This window comes from Catenulispora sp. MAP12-49 (assembly GCF_041262705.1).
GTDB lineage: Bacteria > Actinomycetota > Actinomycetes > Streptomycetales > Catenulisporaceae > Catenulispora.
This window is the reverse complement of sequence record NZ_JBGCCP010000051.1, coordinates 16,804-32,500: the sequence shown is the minus strand read 5'-3', so window position 1 is coordinate 32,500 and position 15,697 is coordinate 16,804. Positions and strand designations below refer to the sequence as shown.

Annotated in this window: 9 protein-coding genes; 3 read left to right on the top strand and 6 right to left on the bottom strand. The window is 70.1% G+C overall.

What is annotated here, in order from left to right; translation table 11 throughout:
* Nucleotides 1–37 precede the first annotated feature (37 nt).
* Together ABIA35_RS45400 and ABIA35_RS45395 are read right to left on the bottom strand one after the other, a co-directional pair.
* Nucleotides 38–1,507, bottom strand: a complete 1,470-nt coding sequence (locus ABIA35_RS45400) for an APC family permease (protein WP_370362142.1) — start codon at nucleotides 1,505–1,507, stop codon at nucleotides 38–40.
* A 290-nt stretch (nucleotides 1,508–1,797) separates the two neighbouring features.
* Nucleotides 1,798–4,515, bottom strand: coding sequence for a tetratricopeptide repeat protein (locus ABIA35_RS45395; protein ID WP_370362141.1), 2,718 nt, complete (start codon nucleotides 4,513–4,515; stop codon nucleotides 1,798–1,800).
* 563 nt (nucleotides 4,516–5,078) lie between these two features.
* Here ABIA35_RS45395 and ABIA35_RS45390 point away from each other — a divergent pair.
* Nucleotides 5,079–6,587: an APC family permease gene (locus ABIA35_RS45390; protein ID WP_370362140.1), complete on the top strand. Its 1,509-nt coding sequence runs from the start codon at nucleotides 5,079–5,081 to the stop codon at nucleotides 6,585–6,587.
* Here the strand turns inward: ABIA35_RS45390 and ABIA35_RS45385 are convergent.
* The 3 genes from ABIA35_RS45385 to ABIA35_RS45375 are packed head-to-tail and all read right to left on the bottom strand — an operon-like array spanning nucleotide 6,581 to nucleotide 11,336.
* Complete coding sequence (locus ABIA35_RS45385; RefSeq protein WP_370362139.1) at nucleotides 6,581–7,669, bottom strand: S-(hydroxymethyl)mycothiol dehydrogenase; 1,089 nt, start codon at nucleotides 7,667–7,669, stop codon at nucleotides 6,581–6,583. The genes ABIA35_RS45390 and ABIA35_RS45385 overlap by 7 nt on opposite strands.
* A 60-nt stretch (nucleotides 7,670–7,729) precedes the next feature.
* The gene (locus ABIA35_RS45380) at nucleotides 7,730–8,851 is read right to left on the bottom strand and encodes an aromatic ring-hydroxylating dioxygenase subunit alpha (protein ID WP_370362138.1); all 1,122 of its coding nucleotides are present in this window, start codon (nucleotides 8,849–8,851) and stop codon (nucleotides 7,730–7,732) included.
* A 31-nt stretch (nucleotides 8,852–8,882) separates the two neighbouring features.
* On the bottom strand, nucleotides 8,883–11,336 hold the full coding sequence (locus ABIA35_RS45375; RefSeq protein WP_370362137.1) for an FAD-dependent oxidoreductase: 2,454 nt from the start codon (nucleotides 11,334–11,336) through the stop codon (nucleotides 8,883–8,885).
* A 226-nt stretch (nucleotides 11,337–11,562) separates the two neighbouring features.
* Between ABIA35_RS45375 and ABIA35_RS45370 the strand changes: the two genes are divergently transcribed.
* Nucleotides 11,563–13,089, top strand: a complete 1,527-nt coding sequence (locus ABIA35_RS45370; RefSeq protein ID WP_370362136.1) for an aldehyde dehydrogenase family protein — start codon at nucleotides 11,563–11,565, stop codon at nucleotides 13,087–13,089.
* A 140-nt stretch (nucleotides 13,090–13,229) separates the two neighbouring features.
* On the top strand, nucleotides 13,230–14,813 hold the full coding sequence (locus ABIA35_RS45365; RefSeq protein WP_370362135.1) for an amino acid permease: 1,584 nt from the start codon (nucleotides 13,230–13,232) through the stop codon (nucleotides 14,811–14,813).
* Nucleotides 14,814–14,893: 80 nt separating this feature from the next.
* Here the strand turns inward: ABIA35_RS45365 and ABIA35_RS45360 are convergent, their stop codons facing one another.
* Nucleotides 14,894–15,667, bottom strand: a complete 774-nt coding sequence (locus ABIA35_RS45360; RefSeq protein ID WP_370362134.1) for an IclR family transcriptional regulator — start codon at nucleotides 15,665–15,667, stop codon at nucleotides 14,894–14,896.
* Nucleotides 15,668–15,697: the final 30 nt, after the last annotated feature.

Genomic DNA, 15,697 nt, shown 5'->3' with positions numbered 1-15,697 from the left:
GCTGCGAGCGGCCGAGCCCGACGTTCCGGTCGTGGTTCTAAGATGCCGAGCCGACGCGCTCGGCCGGCGCTTCGGCCAGGTACTGCTCGTGGATCTCCTTCGCGCCGAAGGGCCAGACCTTCTCGACCCGGGACCAGATCAGGAAGGCGATGATCCCCAGGACCACCCAGGCGATGGACCATTCGATGGGGTGCACACCGGGGTTGGCCTTGTCGGCGTAGCAGTAGATGACCAGCCAGCCGATGCCGGCCACGATGCTCGGCAGCGGGTAGAGCAGCATCCGGTAGGGCCGGGCCAGGTTCGGCTGGCGCCTGCGCAGGACCGTGACGGCGGCGATCTGGGCCAGCGCCTGGACGATCACCATGACCGTGGTCAGCAGGGCGATCAGGACGGCCAGCGGCGGGTGGGACGCCGAGGTGCCGACGTGCCGGGCGAACAGGAAGCCGGCGATGGTGATGACGCACATCGCGACCAGGCCGGCGACGGGGAAGTTGTACTTCGGGTGGAGCTTGGCGAACGAGCGGAAGAAGACGCGGTCCCGGGCGGCGTCGTAGGGCACGCGGGACCCGCCGAGCAGACCGGTGAACACCGAGGCGAACGCCGTGATCAGGATCAGCACGGTGACGACGTCGGCGGCGGTCTTGCCGAACGTCTTCTGCAGCACCGCCGAGGCGACCGACTGGGAGGCGACGTTGTTCGGGTCGAGCATGTCCTTCCACGGCACCACGCCCAGGACACCGACCTGCAGCAGCAGGTAGATCCCCATGATCGAGATGATCGAGAAGACGATGGAGCGCGGCAGGACCCGCCCCGGGTCCTTCACCTCGGCGCCCATGTACGCGGTGGTGTTGTAGCCGAGGTAGTCGTAGATGCCGATGGTCAGGCCCGAGGCGAACCCGATCCAGAACGTGCCGTGCCCGAGCTGGATGGCGTGCGCGGGCCAGGTGAAGGCCATCGACGGGTGGAAGTGCGTGAAGGCCGCGAAGATCACGACGCAGACCGAGACGACCATCACCGCCCACAGGACGACCGTGACCTTGCCGATGTTCTCGATCTTGCGCCACAACAGCAGGAACACCAGCACCACGACGCCGACCCCGACCAGGTCCCCCTGCCCGGTGCTCATGTGCGGCCACAGGTAGCCGAGATACTGCACCAGCCCCTGCACACCGGTCGACATGATCAGCGGAATGAACAGCATCGCCGTCCAGACGAACAGGAACGGCATCAGCCGCCCACTGCGGTACTGGAACGCCTCCCGCAGGTAGACGTAGGTCCCGCCGGAGCCGGGCATCGCCGCCCCCAACTCGGCCCAGATCAATCCGTCGACCAGCGCGAGGATCGCACCGGCGATCCACCCGATGATCGCCTGGGGACCGCCGAAGGCGGCCACCATCAGCGGGATGGTGACGAACGGACCGATACCGCACATCTGGCTCATGTTGATGGCGGTGGCTTGGAACAGGCCGATACGTCTGGCCAGGGCGGGAGGGCGATCGAGGGACATGGCTTCCTCCGGGACCGGGGGCTGAGGGTTAAGTAAAGTTAAATTCCTTTATCTCCCGGCGTCAAGGGGTCGGAGGTAACGGATCACACACGGATTCTCGGAGCCGGCTGGGCGCACGTTGACAGGTTCAGCAGCCGGCCGCTCCGAAGTCTCGCGGATCTGACCTCACGCTATCTGGACATGATGTTGATTTCCGACCGCCGGCCAAAGATCGGACTGGACAAGGCCACTCGGGCCCTGCCACTGGAGATCAATCCGCCAGAACGTCTCGACGCTCTCGACTGGTCCGCTCAGCCGCGACAGGCCGCGCGGGCCCCGGCCCCGGCTGCGGCTGCGGCTGCGGCTGCGGCTGCGGCTGCGGCTGCGGCTGCGGCTGCGGCTGCGGCTGCGGCTGCGAGGCGGAGGTGGATTCGCTGGGCGTCCGCGCCCATGCCGAGGCGCTGATAGATCTCCAGGGCCTGCCGGAGGTGCGCGGTTCCCTCCGGGGTGTCGCCGGTGGCTAGATGGTGCTCGCCGATGCCTTCCAGGGAAATCGCTTCGTCGTCGGGTTTGTTCAGTTCCTGGTGCGTGGCCAGAGCCTGTTGGTAGAGGGCCAGGGCGCGGGGTCGGTCGCCGGCTGCGGCGATCGCGGCGGCGTAGTGGTTCAGCGCCCAGGCCTCGTTGCCGCGCTCGCCGAGTTCGCGGTAGATCTCCAGGGCCCGGGTGAGGTCGGCGACGGCTTCGGGGAGGTCCCCTTCCTGCTGCCGGATGCGTCCCAGGTCGGCTATGGCGTTGGCCTCGCCGTTGAGGTGACCGGTCTCGCGGAAGATGTCCAGGGCCCGGGTGAGGTTGGCGATGGCTGCGGAGGAGTCCCCGGTCAGGTCCCGGACGTTGCCCAGGTTCATCTGGGCGGTGGCCTCGCCGTTGCGGTGGCCGAGCGCGCGGTAGATCTCCATGGCTTGGGCGAAGGCCTCGCCGGCCCCGGGGTGGTCGCCGGTCTGCTGCCGGATCCGCCCCAGGTTCATCAGGGCGGTGCTTTCACCGTTACGGAGGCCGAGCGCGCGGTAGATGCCCATGGCGCGGGTGAAGGCTTCGCCGGCCCGGGCGTAGTCCCCGGTCTGGCTCCATGCGCGCCCCAGGGCGGTCAGCGCTGTGGCTTGGCCGAGGCCGTGGCCGGTCTCGTCGTAGATCTCCAGGGCCCGGGTGAGGTCGGCGACGGCACCTGGGACGTTCCCGGCCTGCTGCTGCATACCGGCCAGGTTCATCAGGGTGGTGCCTTCACCGGCGCGGTGGCCGAGTTCGCGGTAGATCTCCCTGGCCCGGGTGAAGGCTTCGCCGGCCCGGGGGTACTCCCCGGTCTGGATCCATGCGCGCCCCAGGTCGGTCAGCGCGATGGCCTGCCCGGCGGGTTCCCCCAGGCGTTCGGCGGCCTCGACGGCGGCGAGGTGGAGTTCCACGGCGTCGGGCCAGGGACCGTCGGTGTGGAGGATGTCGGCCAGTCCGGTGACCAGGGCGACGGTGTGGCCGTCGAGATGGTGGGTGCGCGCGTGGGTGAAGGCGGCGAAGAGGTTCGGGTGCTCGATCCGCAGCCAGGCCCGGGCAACGTCCGGGTCATGGACGTCCGGCATGTGGGCCGGAGCCGGGGTGTCCGGTTCGGGTCGTGGAAAGCGGGTGGTGGCTTGCGAAGCGCTTTGCGAGGTGTGGGAGTAGTAGTGCAGCAGGCGGTCCAAGGCGCGGTCGCGCTCGGGTCCGGGGTCCACGGCCGTCGCCTTGGTGTGGGCGTAGCTGCGAATCAGGTCGTGCATCTGGTAGCGGCCGGCAGTCGGTTCGGTCAACAGGTGATGGTCGACCAGGTCCTGCAGGAGATGTTCGGCCCGGGCCGGGTCGGTGTCCAGCAGGGCGGCCACGGCGTAGGAGTCGGCGTCCGACCCGGGAGCCAGGCCCAGGCGCCGCAGCACCTCCCGCTGGTCGTCGGCCAGGCTCTGGTATGAGAGGTCGAACACCGTCGCCAGGTCCCGCTCGCCGTCGGTGAAGGATCCCGGATCCAGCGGTGCCGCACGCAGCTTGTCGGCCAAGTGGTCCAGCGTCCAGGCCGGACGGTGACGGATCAGGGCCGCGGCGATGCGCAGGGCCAGCGGCAGACATCCGCACAGGTCGGCGATCTCCTGCCATCCCGGGTCCTGGGCCGGAGCGCGGGTGGGCCCGACCAGGGCATGCAGCAGAGCGACCGCGTCTAGAGCCGGAAGCACGTCCAAGGCCACGGTGTGGGCGTCGTCCAGAGCTTTGAGGCGTTTGCGGCTGGTGATCAGGACCAGGCATCCGCCGTGGCCCGGTATCAGGGGCCGTACCTGCGCCTCGGAGGCGGCGTTGTCCAGCAGGATCAGGGTTCTGGTACCGGCCAGGCGGTCGCGGTAGGCCGCGGCCCGGGCCTCCAGCTCCGCGGGGATCTTCCCGGGCGGGACGTCGAGCGCGGCCAGCAGCGAGGCCAGGGCGTCGGCGGGGTCGCGCGGGGCCAGGCCCCGGGTGTAGCCGTGCAGGTCCAGGAACAGCTGTCCGTCCGGGAACCGGTCGGCGAGCAGATGCGCGGCACGCACGGCCAGCGTGGACTTGCCGACCCCGGCCATCCCGTCGATCGCCGTGATCACCATGGCCGGAGTCGGCGTGCGGTCGATGCCCGACCGGGCCGCGTGAAGCAGACCGTCGAGTTCCGCCGCACGACCGGTGAACGTGCGGGTGTCCGCGGGCAGGAGGCGCACGACGTTCGCGGACTCAGCTCGTCTGGGCTCACCATGTGCCCGCACGCAGGCGGCGCGCCACCGCGCCACATCCGCCTCGGGCACGCCCAGCGCCCGCACGGTCGCCACCACCAGATCCAGGTCCAGCCGCCGGCGGCCGGGCTGGAACATGTGGGCGAGCGTCCGGAAGGGCACCTCGCGCGGTGGCCGCAGCAGCGACCCGACCCGCTTGGCCAAGGTCCGGTAGGGCGGATTCCCGGCACGGGCCCGCAGCAGGCCCAGTCCCGCGATCAACCCGTCGACATCGACGACATCCTCTGGCCGTGGAACGTCCCCCAACGCTTCCAACGCCGCCCCTCCCCCGCGTGTTCTGGCCGTGCTCCGTGCTTGTGCAACCTTGTGCCGGCCTGTGCAAGAAGCCTGGCCGCCGAAATCCAGCCACGGCAACAGTAGTCCCGGCACGAATCAGCCCTCACACCATCGGGGAAACGATATGAAGCTCTCCAGAAGAATCGCCACAGACCAGTACACCACCGGCGTGGCGGGCTGCCGAGCAGGCGTGGGCGACGCGCAGTCGGCCACCTTGTCGCGTTCCGCCGACCGTGACCCGGACAGGCCGGCATCGTACGCCCTCGTCTTCCACCGGGACGAGGAGTCCGGCCGGCAGCCGGTGTCGAGAACGCAGGTCGTTCGAGACTCCAGCGCGGCCACCTACACGTACTGGTACGGAGTCCTGCATCAACCCCTTCTGATCGGTTGAAAGGGCCGAAATCCGGGGAGCGCCCCAGTGTCGTTCAATCTTCGTCAGTGCTCTGAGGTACGCGCCACCGCGACCCCGCCGGCGACAGGAGTCAGTCGTGACCCAGGTGCAGCTGAGAACCGGACTGGCCCGGGATGCCGTGGGCCTGCGCGAAGTACTGTTCCAGAGCATCACCGCGATGGCGCCCGGCGCCGCCATCGCGGCCTCCATCCCCTCCGGGGCCGCGTTCGCCGGCGGCGCGCTGCCTTTGTCGGTGCTGCTGGCGATGGCTGCGTGCCTGCTGGCCGCGAACTCCATCGCCGAGCTGGCCCGGCATCTGCCCGCGGCGGCCTCGGTCGGCGCGTACGCCGGGCGGGGGTTGCACCCCGCCGCGGGCTTCGTCGTCGGCTGGATGTACGTGTTCGTCCAAGCGCTGGTGCCCACGCTGCTGCTGCTCCAGCTGGGCTTCACCGTGGCGCCGACGCTGCACGACGAGTGGCGTTCCTACCCGGCCGACCTGTGGTGGCCGTGGGTCCTCGTCGGGGCGCTGGTGATCGGCGCCGCCGACTACCGCGGTATCCAGACCAGCGCGGTGCTGGGCACCGTGCTCGGCGCCTTCGAGATCGCGGTGTTCGTGGTGCTGGCCGCGATGTTCGTGGTGAAGGCCGGCAGTCACAACACGCTGTCGGTGTTCGGCACGAGCCACACCCCGCCGGCGCACCGCGGGATGAGCGGTGTCATCGCGGGGTCCGTGTACACGATCCTGGCGTTCGCGGGTTTCGAGGCCGCCGCGCCGCTGGCCGAGGAGGCGCGCGATCCGCGCCGCACCATCCGCCGGGCCGTGCTGGGCGCGACGCTGGCGATCGGCGCCCTGTACGTGTTCACGACCTACGCCGCCGCGGTGGTCTTCGGCCCGGACAAGTTCTCCGCGTTCGGCACCGACTCGTGGACCGGCATGGCCAAGGCGTCCTACGGACTGTTCTGGGTGCTGGTGTTCTTCGCCATCGTGAACTCGACGATCGCCAACGCCAACGCCGGATTGAACGTCTCGACCCGCACGGCGTTCGCCTTGGCGCGGGCCGGGGTCCTGCCCCGGCAGCTGGCCGTCCTGCACCCGCGGTTCCGGTCGCCGGTGGTGGCGGTCGCGGCCCAGTTCGTGATCGCCGTCGGCGCGACGCTGGCGGTCGGGTTCGCCTGGGGTCCGTCCGCGGCGTTCCTCCTGGTGGCGACCGGGATCGTCATCGTGGTCATCGCCGTCTACATGATCGCCAACCTGGCCTGCATAGGCTTCTTCGCCCGCTTCCGCCGCGAGGAGTTCTCCTGGCTCCGACACGGCCTGGTGCCGCTGCTGGGCATCGCCGCCTTCGTGCCGGCCCTGCTGACGGCGGCCGGCGTGCCGGCGTTCTCCTTCGTCAGCAAGCTGACACCCCCGGCCTCATACGCGGGCCCGGCGGTGGGCGTCTGGCTGCTGGTGGGACTCGGCGTCCTGGCGTGGCTCTGGACGCGGCATCGGGAGCGGGTCGTGCGGATCGGCACGCTGGCCGGAGAAGCCGAAAGCCCTGAAGCCGAAAGCCCTGAAGCCGATAGCCCTGAAGCCGAAAGCCCTATCGCCGAAAGCCCTCACTGAAACAGCACCACAGAGCGCAGCACCTCGCCGCGGTGCATCCGCGCGAACGACTCCTCGACGTCCTCCAGCCGGATCGTCTCGCTGACGAAAGCGTCCAGGTCCAGACGCCCCTGCCGGTACAGATCGATCAGCATCGGGAAGTCGCGGCTGGGCAGGCAGTCGCCGTACCAGGACGACTTCAGCGCGCCGCCGCGGCCGAAGACGTCCAGCAGCGGCAGCTCCAGCGTCATCTGCGGGGTCGGAACGCCGACCAGCACCACCGTACCGGCCAGGTCGCGGGCGTAGAACGCCTGTTGGTAGGTCTCGGGACGGCCCACCGCGTCGATGACGACGTCGGCGCCGAAGCCGCCGGTCAGCTCACGGATCGCCGCGACGGCGTCGGTGGTGCGGGAGTCGACGGTGTGCGTGGCGCCGAGCCGGCGCGCGCCGTCGAGCTTGCGCTCGTCGACGTCCACGGCGATGATCCTCGACGCGCCGGCCAGCCGGGAGCCGGCGATCGCGGCCCCGCCGACGCCGCCGCAGCCGATCACCGCGACCGAGTCGCCGCGGGTGACGCCGCCGGTGTTGATCGCCGCTCCGAGCCCGGCCATCACTCCGCAGCCCAGCAGTCCCGCGGCCGCCGCCGAGGCAGTGGGGTCGACCTTCGTGCACTGACCCGCCGCGACGAGCGTCTTCTCCGCGAACGCGCCGACGCCCAGCGCCGGGGACAGGACCGTCCCGTCCTCGAGGGTCATCTTCTGCGCCGCGTTGTGGGTGTCGAAGCAGTACCAGGGCCGCCCGCGCAGGCACGCACGGCACCGGCCGCACACCGCTCGCCAGTTGAGGATCACGAAGTCGCCGGGAGCCACCTCGGTCACGCCCGCGCCGACCGACTCCACCACCCCGGCGGCCTCGTGGCCGAGCAGGAACGGGAAATCGTCGTTGATACCGCCCTCGCGGTAGTGCAGGTCGGTGTGGCACACGCCGCACGCCTGCACCGCGACCACCGCCTCACCGGGGCCGGGATCCGGGACGACGACGGTCTGGACGCGGACCGGCGCGCCCTTGCCGGGGGCGATGACGCCGTTGACCTTCTGAGACATGGAATGCGCCTTTCACAGGAACAGTGGTGTGGGCGGGGACGAGGAGTGCGCGCGTTCGGGTCAGCCGCGCAGCCGGTCGCCGACCCACTCGTGGAACGCCGCGATGTGGTGCTCGCTGGGCACCAGCACCCCGCCGGCGCGGTAAGCACGGGAGTCCATGGCCGGCTGGCAGCGCTCGCAGGCCTCGAAGTCCTGCTCGTTGACGCGGTGGAACAGCTCCACCGAGCGGCTGACGTCCCGCCCGGACTCCACCACCGCCGGCAGGAAGAGCCAGTCGCAGTCGATGACGGTGTGGTCGGCCGCGAGCGGGTACATCCGGTGCACGATCACGTGGTCCGGGACGAGGTTGATGAAGACTTGCGGCTTGACGGTGATCGCGTAGTACCGGCGGTCCTGATCCTCCGAGACGGTCGGGATGCGGTCCACACCCTCGCTGCCGTCCACCGTGAAGCCCTTCGCCTCGCCGGCGAACTCCGCGCCGTGGCCCACGTAGTACTGGGCGGCGTAACCGTCGGCGAACTCCGGCAGCACCTCGGTGAGTTCCGGGTGGATGGTCGCGCAGTGGTAGCACTCCATGAAGTTCTCGACGATCAGCTTCCAGTTGGCCTTGACGTCGTAGCGGATCCGGCGGCCCACGGCGAGTTCGTCCACCTGGTAGTGCGTGACGGCCTCGGCGTCACCGAGGCGCTCGGTGGCCGCGGCGACGACGTCGTCCTCGAAGGACGGCGGCTCCTCGGCCAGGCACACCCACACGTAGCCGAGCCATTCGCGCACATGGACCGGCAGCAGGCCGTAGGCCGTGCGATCGATGTCCGGCATGCTGGTCAGGTTCGGCGCCGCGACGAGCTTGCCGTCCAGGCCGTAGGTCCAAGCGTGATAGGGACATTGGAAGGCGCGCTTGACTTCGCCGCTCTCCTGCGTGCACAGGCGCGCGCCGCGGTGGCGGCAGATGTTCAGGAAAGCTTTGACCTCGCCGTCCCGGGACCGGGAGACCAGCACGCTCTCGCGGCCGACCTGGACGGTCTGGAACCGGCCCGGCCGGTCCACGTCGGAGGCGCGGACGGCGCAGAACCACATCCGCTCGAAGATCTTCTCCTGCTCCAGCGCGAAGATCTGCGGGTCGGTGTAGGAGGAGCCCGGCAGGGTGGGGATGAGGCTCGGGGGAAGCTCGATCGCGGTCACTGCGAAGTGCCTTTCGTCAAAGGAGCTGGGGTCAGCGGCGGATGCGGGCCATCTGCGGGTCGAACAAGGGCTCCTCGGCGACCGTGGCGGACAGAAGCTCGCCGAAGTACTCGACCGCGACCTTGGTTCCCGCCACGGCGGCGGTCCGGGGCAGCCAGGCGTAGGCGACCGATGCGCCCACGCTGTATCCGTAGGCTGCGCTGGTGACGTACCCGGCGGGAACCCCTTCGACGTACACCGGTTCCTTGCCCATGACGACGGCCCGCGGATCGTCGATCAGCAGGCAGGTCAGCCGTCGGGCCACCGTCTCCTCCGAGACCCCGACAAGCGCCTCGCGTCCGAGGAAGTCGCCCTTGTCCATGCGGACGGCGAAGCCGAGCCCCGCCTCGTACGGGTTGTGCTCGGCGGTCATGTCGGTGCCCCAGGAGCGGTAGCCCTTTTCCAGGCGCATGCTGTTGAAGGCGCTGCGGCCGGCGGCGATGACGCCCAGTTCCTGCCCGGCCTCCCATAGCGTGTCCCACAGCTTGGCGCCCATGTCGGCGGTGGTGTAGAGCTCCCAGCCGAGTTCGCCGACGTACGACAGGCGCATCGCGGTGACGGGCACGTGGCCCAGGTGGGTCTGCTTGGCCTTGAAATAGCCGAAGCCCTTGTGCGAGAAGTCCGTGTCGGTGAGCGGCTGCACCAGGTCGCGGGCCCGGGGGCCCCAGACGCCCAGGCAGCAGGTGCCGGCGGTGATGTCCCGGACGTGCACCGAGCCGTCGGAGCCGAGGTGCCGGGTGAACCAGTCCAGGTCGAGATTGCCGTTCGCGCCGATCTGGAACTCCTCGTGCGCCACGCGCGCCACTGTCAGGTCGCTGCGGACCCCGCCGGTCTCATCGAGCAGGAGCGTGTAGGTGACCGAGCCGACCGGCTTGTCCAGCTGGTTGGTGGTCAGACGCTGCAGGAAGCCGAGCGCCCCCGGACCGGTCACCTGCAACCGTTTCAGCGCTGTCATGTCGAACATGGCCACTCGTTCACGGGTGGCCAGCGCCTCGGCGCCGGCGATGGCAGACCAGTAGCGCGAGGCCCACGCTCCCCGCCCCGGGATGTCGGCGACCTCGGGCAGCGCGCTGTTGGCCTGGTACCAGTGCGGCCTCTCCCAACCGGACGCCTCCAGGAAGTACGCGCCCAGCTCGCGCTGGCGGGCGTGGAAGGGGCTCAACCGCAGCGGACGCGGCTCCTCCATGGGCTGGAGGGGATGGATGATGTCGTAGACCTCGATGAAGTTCTGGCTGGCACGCTGGTGCACGTAGGCGGGGGCCAGTTGCATCGGCTCGAAGCGGTTGACGTCGCACTCGTGCACATCGGTCCGCGGAGTGCCCTCGATCAGCCATTCCGCCATGGCCTTGGCCACGCCCGCGGAGTGGGTCACCCACACCGCCTCGGCCAGCCAGAAGCCGCGCAGCTCCGGCGACTCGCCCATCAGCGGGAACCCGTCGGTGGTGAAGGAGAAGATGCCGTTGAAGCCCTCCTCCACCTTCGCCCCCGCCAGGGCGGGCAGCAGAGCCTTGCTGTCGGCCCAGGGCTGCTCGAAGTCCTCCTCGGTGAACGGCAACATGGACGGCATCAGCGGCGCGCCCTGACTCGGGTGCGTGATGGCGTCGAGGTCGACGGGCATCGGGCGATGCGCGTAGGAGCCGATGCCGATCCGGTCGCCGTGTTCGCGGTAATAGAGGTCGCGGTCCTGGTGCCGCAGGATCGGCTTGGTGGCTTCGAGCGCCTCGGGGTTGACTCCGGCCAGGGCGGGCACCGGGGTGGTTTTCGCGTACTGATGGGCCAGCGGCAGCAACGGCACGGAGACACCGGCCAGCTTGCCGATCGCCGGCCCCCAGAACCCGGCGCAGGAGACGACCAGGTCGGCGGCGAAGACGCCGTGGTCGGTGGCCACACCGGTGACGCGGCCGTTCGCAGACTCGATCCCGGTCACGGTGTGGCGGGGCAGGAAGCGGGCACCCCGGTCGATCGCCCGCAGGGCCTGCGCCTCACCGGCCCGGACCGACTTGGCCAGTCCGTCCGTGGGCACGTGGAAGCCACCGAGCACCCGGCTCGGGTCGAGCAGGGCGTGCAGGGCCGCACACTGCTCCGGTTCGAGCAGTGCGCTCTCGACTCCCCAGGAGGTGGCGAGCCCGTGCTTCCGCTTCAGTTCCGCCAACCGCTCCGCGGTGGTGGCGACCTCCAGACCTCCCACTTGGCGGAAGCACCATTGCCCGTCGAGGCTCAGCGAGGAGTACTTGCCGACGGTGTAGGAGGCGAACTCGGTCATGGTCTTGGACGCGTTGGTCTGGAAGACGAGGCCGGGGGCGTGTGAACTCGATCCGCCGGCGGCGAACAGCGGGCCCTGCTCCAGCACGGTGACGTCGGTCCAGCCGCGCGCGGTGAGCTCCTCGCTCAGGGCGCAGCCGACGATCCCGGCACCGATGATCACGACTTTCGGTTGGGCTGGCAACGGAACCGTCCTCTCAAGAGGGAGCACCTGAGTTGCGGAGTTGCACATTGCGCATAGCAATGCGTAATGAGGAACAGACTGAAGCCAGCTGTGGGACCTGTCAAGAGCCGTCCGCCTCCGGTGCGGCGATCCCTTGACAGAGGTGGTGGCCGCTTCCATACTCGGCGCAACCGTTGCGCATGAAGGCGCGCGTATCGCATAGCGCAACTCACCTAAGGAGGCGCCTATGCCCCTCTCGGACAGCCCGACACCGCTGCCCCGCCCACTCCTGGATGACAGCACACTCCTCATAGGCGGTGCCTGGTCAGCACCCGAAGGCAGCGGCCGCCGCGAGATCGTCAACCCCTTCGACGCCTCCGTCATCGCCACCGTCGCCGAGGCCTCGGCCGCCGACGCGGATCGCGCGGTGCGCGCAGCCCGTTCCGCGTTCGAGGAAGGGTCGTGGTCCCGCGCCCCCCGCACGCACCGCGCCGAGGTTCTCACCGGCCTGGCCGACTCCCTCCAAGAACACCGCGAGGAGTTCGCCCGCCTGGAGACCCTCGACACCGGCAAGACCCTGGCCGAGAGCCGCTTCGACGTCGACGACACCACCGCGGTCCTCCGCTACTACGCCGCACTGTCGACCACTGACGCCGGACGCACCGTGGACACCGGGCGTCCGGGCGCCCAGAGCCGCGTGGTCCACGAGCCGGTCGGCGTCTGCGCCCTGATCACCCCGTGGAACTACCCGCTGCTGCAGATCTCCTGGAAGCTCGCCCCGGCGCTGGCCGCCGGGAACACCGTGGTGGCCAAACCCAGCGAACTGACACCGCTGACCACGATCCGCCTGTTCGAGCTCCTCCACGAACAGCTGGAGAAGGCGGGTGCTCCCGGCGGCACCGCCAACCTCGTCCTCGGCGGCGGCGCCGTCGGCGCGGCACTGGCCGGGCATCCCGAGGTGGACCTGGTCTCCTTCACCGGCGGCGGGGTCAGCGGCCGGGCGGTGATGCGGGCGGCGGCGGACACCGTCAAGAAGGTCGCCCTCGAACTCGGCGGCAAGAACCCGAACATCGTCTTCGGCGACGCCGATCTGGACACCGCCGTGGACTTCGCGCTCACAGCGGCGTTCCTGCACTCCGGTCAGGTGTGCTCCGCGGGCTCAAGGCTGCTGCTGCACCGCGGACTGCACGCCGAGTTCACCGCCGAACTCGCGCGCCGCGCCGAGCTCATCCGGCTCGGCGACGGCTTCGCCAAGGGCACCGAATCGGGGCCGCTGATCTCGGCGGAGCACCGGGAGAAGGTCGAGCGCCACGTGGCCGGCGCGCTCGCCGAAGGCGCGGTGCTGCGCGCCGGGGGCACGCGGCCCACCGAGCCCGAGCTGCAGGCCGGATTCTTCCTCCGGCCGACCGTGCTCGACGGTTGCCGCGCCGACATGGCGGTGGTCCGCGAGGAGGTGTTCGGCCCGGTCCTGACCATCGAGCTGTTCGACGACGAGGACGAGGCCGTGGCGCTGGCCAACGACACCCCCTACGGCCTGGCCGGCGCGGTGTGGACGCGGGACACCGCGCGCGGCGAGCGGGTCGCGGCCCGGCTCCGCCTGGGCACGGTCTGGATCAACGACTACCACCCCTACGTGCCGCAAGCGGAGTGGGGCGGTTTCAAGCAGTCCGGAACGGGGCGCGAGCTGGGCCCCTCAGGCCTGCGCGAGTATCAGGAAACGAAGCACGTCTGGCGCACGCTCGACCCCGTACCGCAGCGCTGGTTCGCCGGCTGACGGCGCGATCGGCGCCGGCGGCGATGCCCCTCCTCCCGTTCCCTCTCCTGCGGTCCCCCATCCGACCGACGCGGTCAGATCTCGCAGTACGCACTCCCCCACATCCCGCCTCACATCCCGTGCCCGACCTTGGAGTGACCATGAGCAACCAAGGAACCATCGGATCAGACCTCTCCTCCCCGACGCCCGGTAATGACGACGGCGGCGACGGCGGCGACCTCGCCCGCTTCGGCTACCGCCAGGAGCTGCACCGCTCGCTCGGCTCCTTCTCCAGCTTCGCCGCCGGGTTCAGCTATATCTCGATCATGACCGGCGTGTTCCAGCTGTTCGGCTTCGGCTTCGCCTCCGGCGGGCCGGCCATGATCTGGACCTGGCCGCTGGTCTTCATCGGCCAGCTCGCCGTCGCCCTGTGCTTCGCCGAGATGGCCGGCCAGTTCCCGCTCGCCGGCGGGGTGTACCAGTGGTCCAAGCAGATCGCCCGGCCGGTCACCTCCTGGATGTCCGGCTGGATCATGGCGATCGGGGCGATCGTCACCGCCGCCGCGGTGGCCGTGGCCTACCAGATCATCCTGCCGCAGGTCTCGCTGGCCTTCCAGCTCGTCGGCGGCTCCGCCGACGCCGGCCAGACCGCCACCCCGAACGGCGCCAAGAACGCGATCCTGCTCGCGCTGGGCCTGGTGGTGTTCACCACGGTCGTGAACATCGTGGGCGTCCGCCTGATGGCGAAGATCAACAACCTCGGCGTGGCCGTCGAACTGATCGCCGTCACCCTGCTGATCGTCATGCTGGCCATCCACATCCGCCGCGGGCCGCAGATCGTCCTGCACGCCCAGAGCACCGGATCCGGCCACTCCTGGGGATACCTCGGCGCCTTCCTGGTCGCCTCGATCATGAGCGCCTACGTCTTCTACGGCTTCGACACCGCGGGCACGCTGGCCGAGGAGACCGTGGAACCCCGCAAGCACGCCCCGCGCGCCATCATCCGCGCGCTGTCCGCCGCCTTCCTGGCCGGCGGGCTCCTGATGCTCGTGGGCATGATGGCGGTCGGCAACATCAAGGCGCCGGAGCTCGGCACCCTGGGCATGCCCTACCTCGTCAAGTCGACCCTCGGCAACGGCCTGGGCGACGCGTTCCTGGTCTGCTCGGCGATCGCCATCACCGTGTGCTGCCTGGCCGTGCAGACCGCCGCCATCCGGCTGCTGTTCTCCATGGCCCGCGACGGCCGGCTCCCGTTCGGCCACGCCATCGCGAAGGTCTCGCCGCGGTCCCAGACGCCGGTCGTGCCGGCCCTGCTCACCGGCGTGCTGACCATCGCGCTGCTGCTGGTCAACATCGGCAACCAGCGGGTCTTCTACATCCTCACCTCGGTCGCCATCATCCTGTTCTACATCCCCTACCTGATGGTCACCGGACCGATGCTGGTGCGCCGGCTCCGCGGGGAGTGGCCACGCCGCGACCACGGACCGTACTTCACCCTCGGACGCTGGGGCCTGCTGACGAACCTCGTCGCGGTGCTCTACGGCGCGGCCATGACGGTCAACCTGGCTTGGCCCCGGGCGGCCGTCTACGGCAGCGACCACTGGTACTACCAGTGGGGAGCCATCGTGTTCACCGCCGTGATCGTCGCGGTGGGGGCAGGACTGTACCTGCGCTACCGCAAGACGACGGGGATCAAGGCCGAGCACGCCGCCCCTGACGACGGCCTCGCCCTCGACCCGGCCTGACAGCGCCTCCTGCGATGCCCGGCCCCCGTCACCCCGGGCCGGGCGAACAGGGCTGATAGGGGCGAGGCGATCAGAGGCGATCAGTTCGCTGCGACGTGACCGATCCGGGCCGAGATCTCCGCCGCGGCCGAGCGCACCGCGCCGGCCGCCCGCTCCAGCCGTTCCCCGGTGAGCCGGAACGACGGCCCGGACACGCTGATCGCCGCGATGACCTGGCCGTTGTCGGCGAAGACCGGCGCGGCCACAGCGTTGAGGCCTTCCTCCAGCTCCTCGACGGTGCAGGCGTAGCCGTCCGCCCTGACCCGCTCCAGCTCGGCGCGCAGGACCTCGGCGTCGGTCACCGTGCGCGGCGTGAACCGCTCCAGGCCGGCGGCGAGCCGGGCGTCGAGCGCGGGGCCCGGCAGGTACGCCAGCAACACCTTTCCGCTGGAGGTGGCGTGCAGCGGGGTCCGCTGCCCGACCCAGTTGTGGGTGGTGATCGCCGAGGGACCGAGCACCTGGTCGATGTTGACGGCCGCGTCGGAGTCGAGGATGGCCAGGTTGATGGTCTCCGCGACGTCGGCGGCCAGGCTCTCGCTGACCGGCCGGCTCTGCTGGGTCAGGTCCATCCGCACGGTCGCGGCCCCCGCCAGACGCACCAGGCCCAGCCCGAGGCGGTACTTGCCGCGCTCTCCCGGCTGCTCCACAAGTCCCCGCAGCTCCAGGGCGGCGGCGAGCCGGAAGGCCGTCGACTTGTGCACGCCGAGCTCCGCGGCGATCTCGGTGACTCCCGTGTCACCCTGGCGCGCCAGCAGCTCCAGGATGGACACCGCCCGGTCGACGGACTGGACCGGGGACTGCTCACTGTTGCCCATGACGCAACATTATGCGCCTTCCGAAGTCGA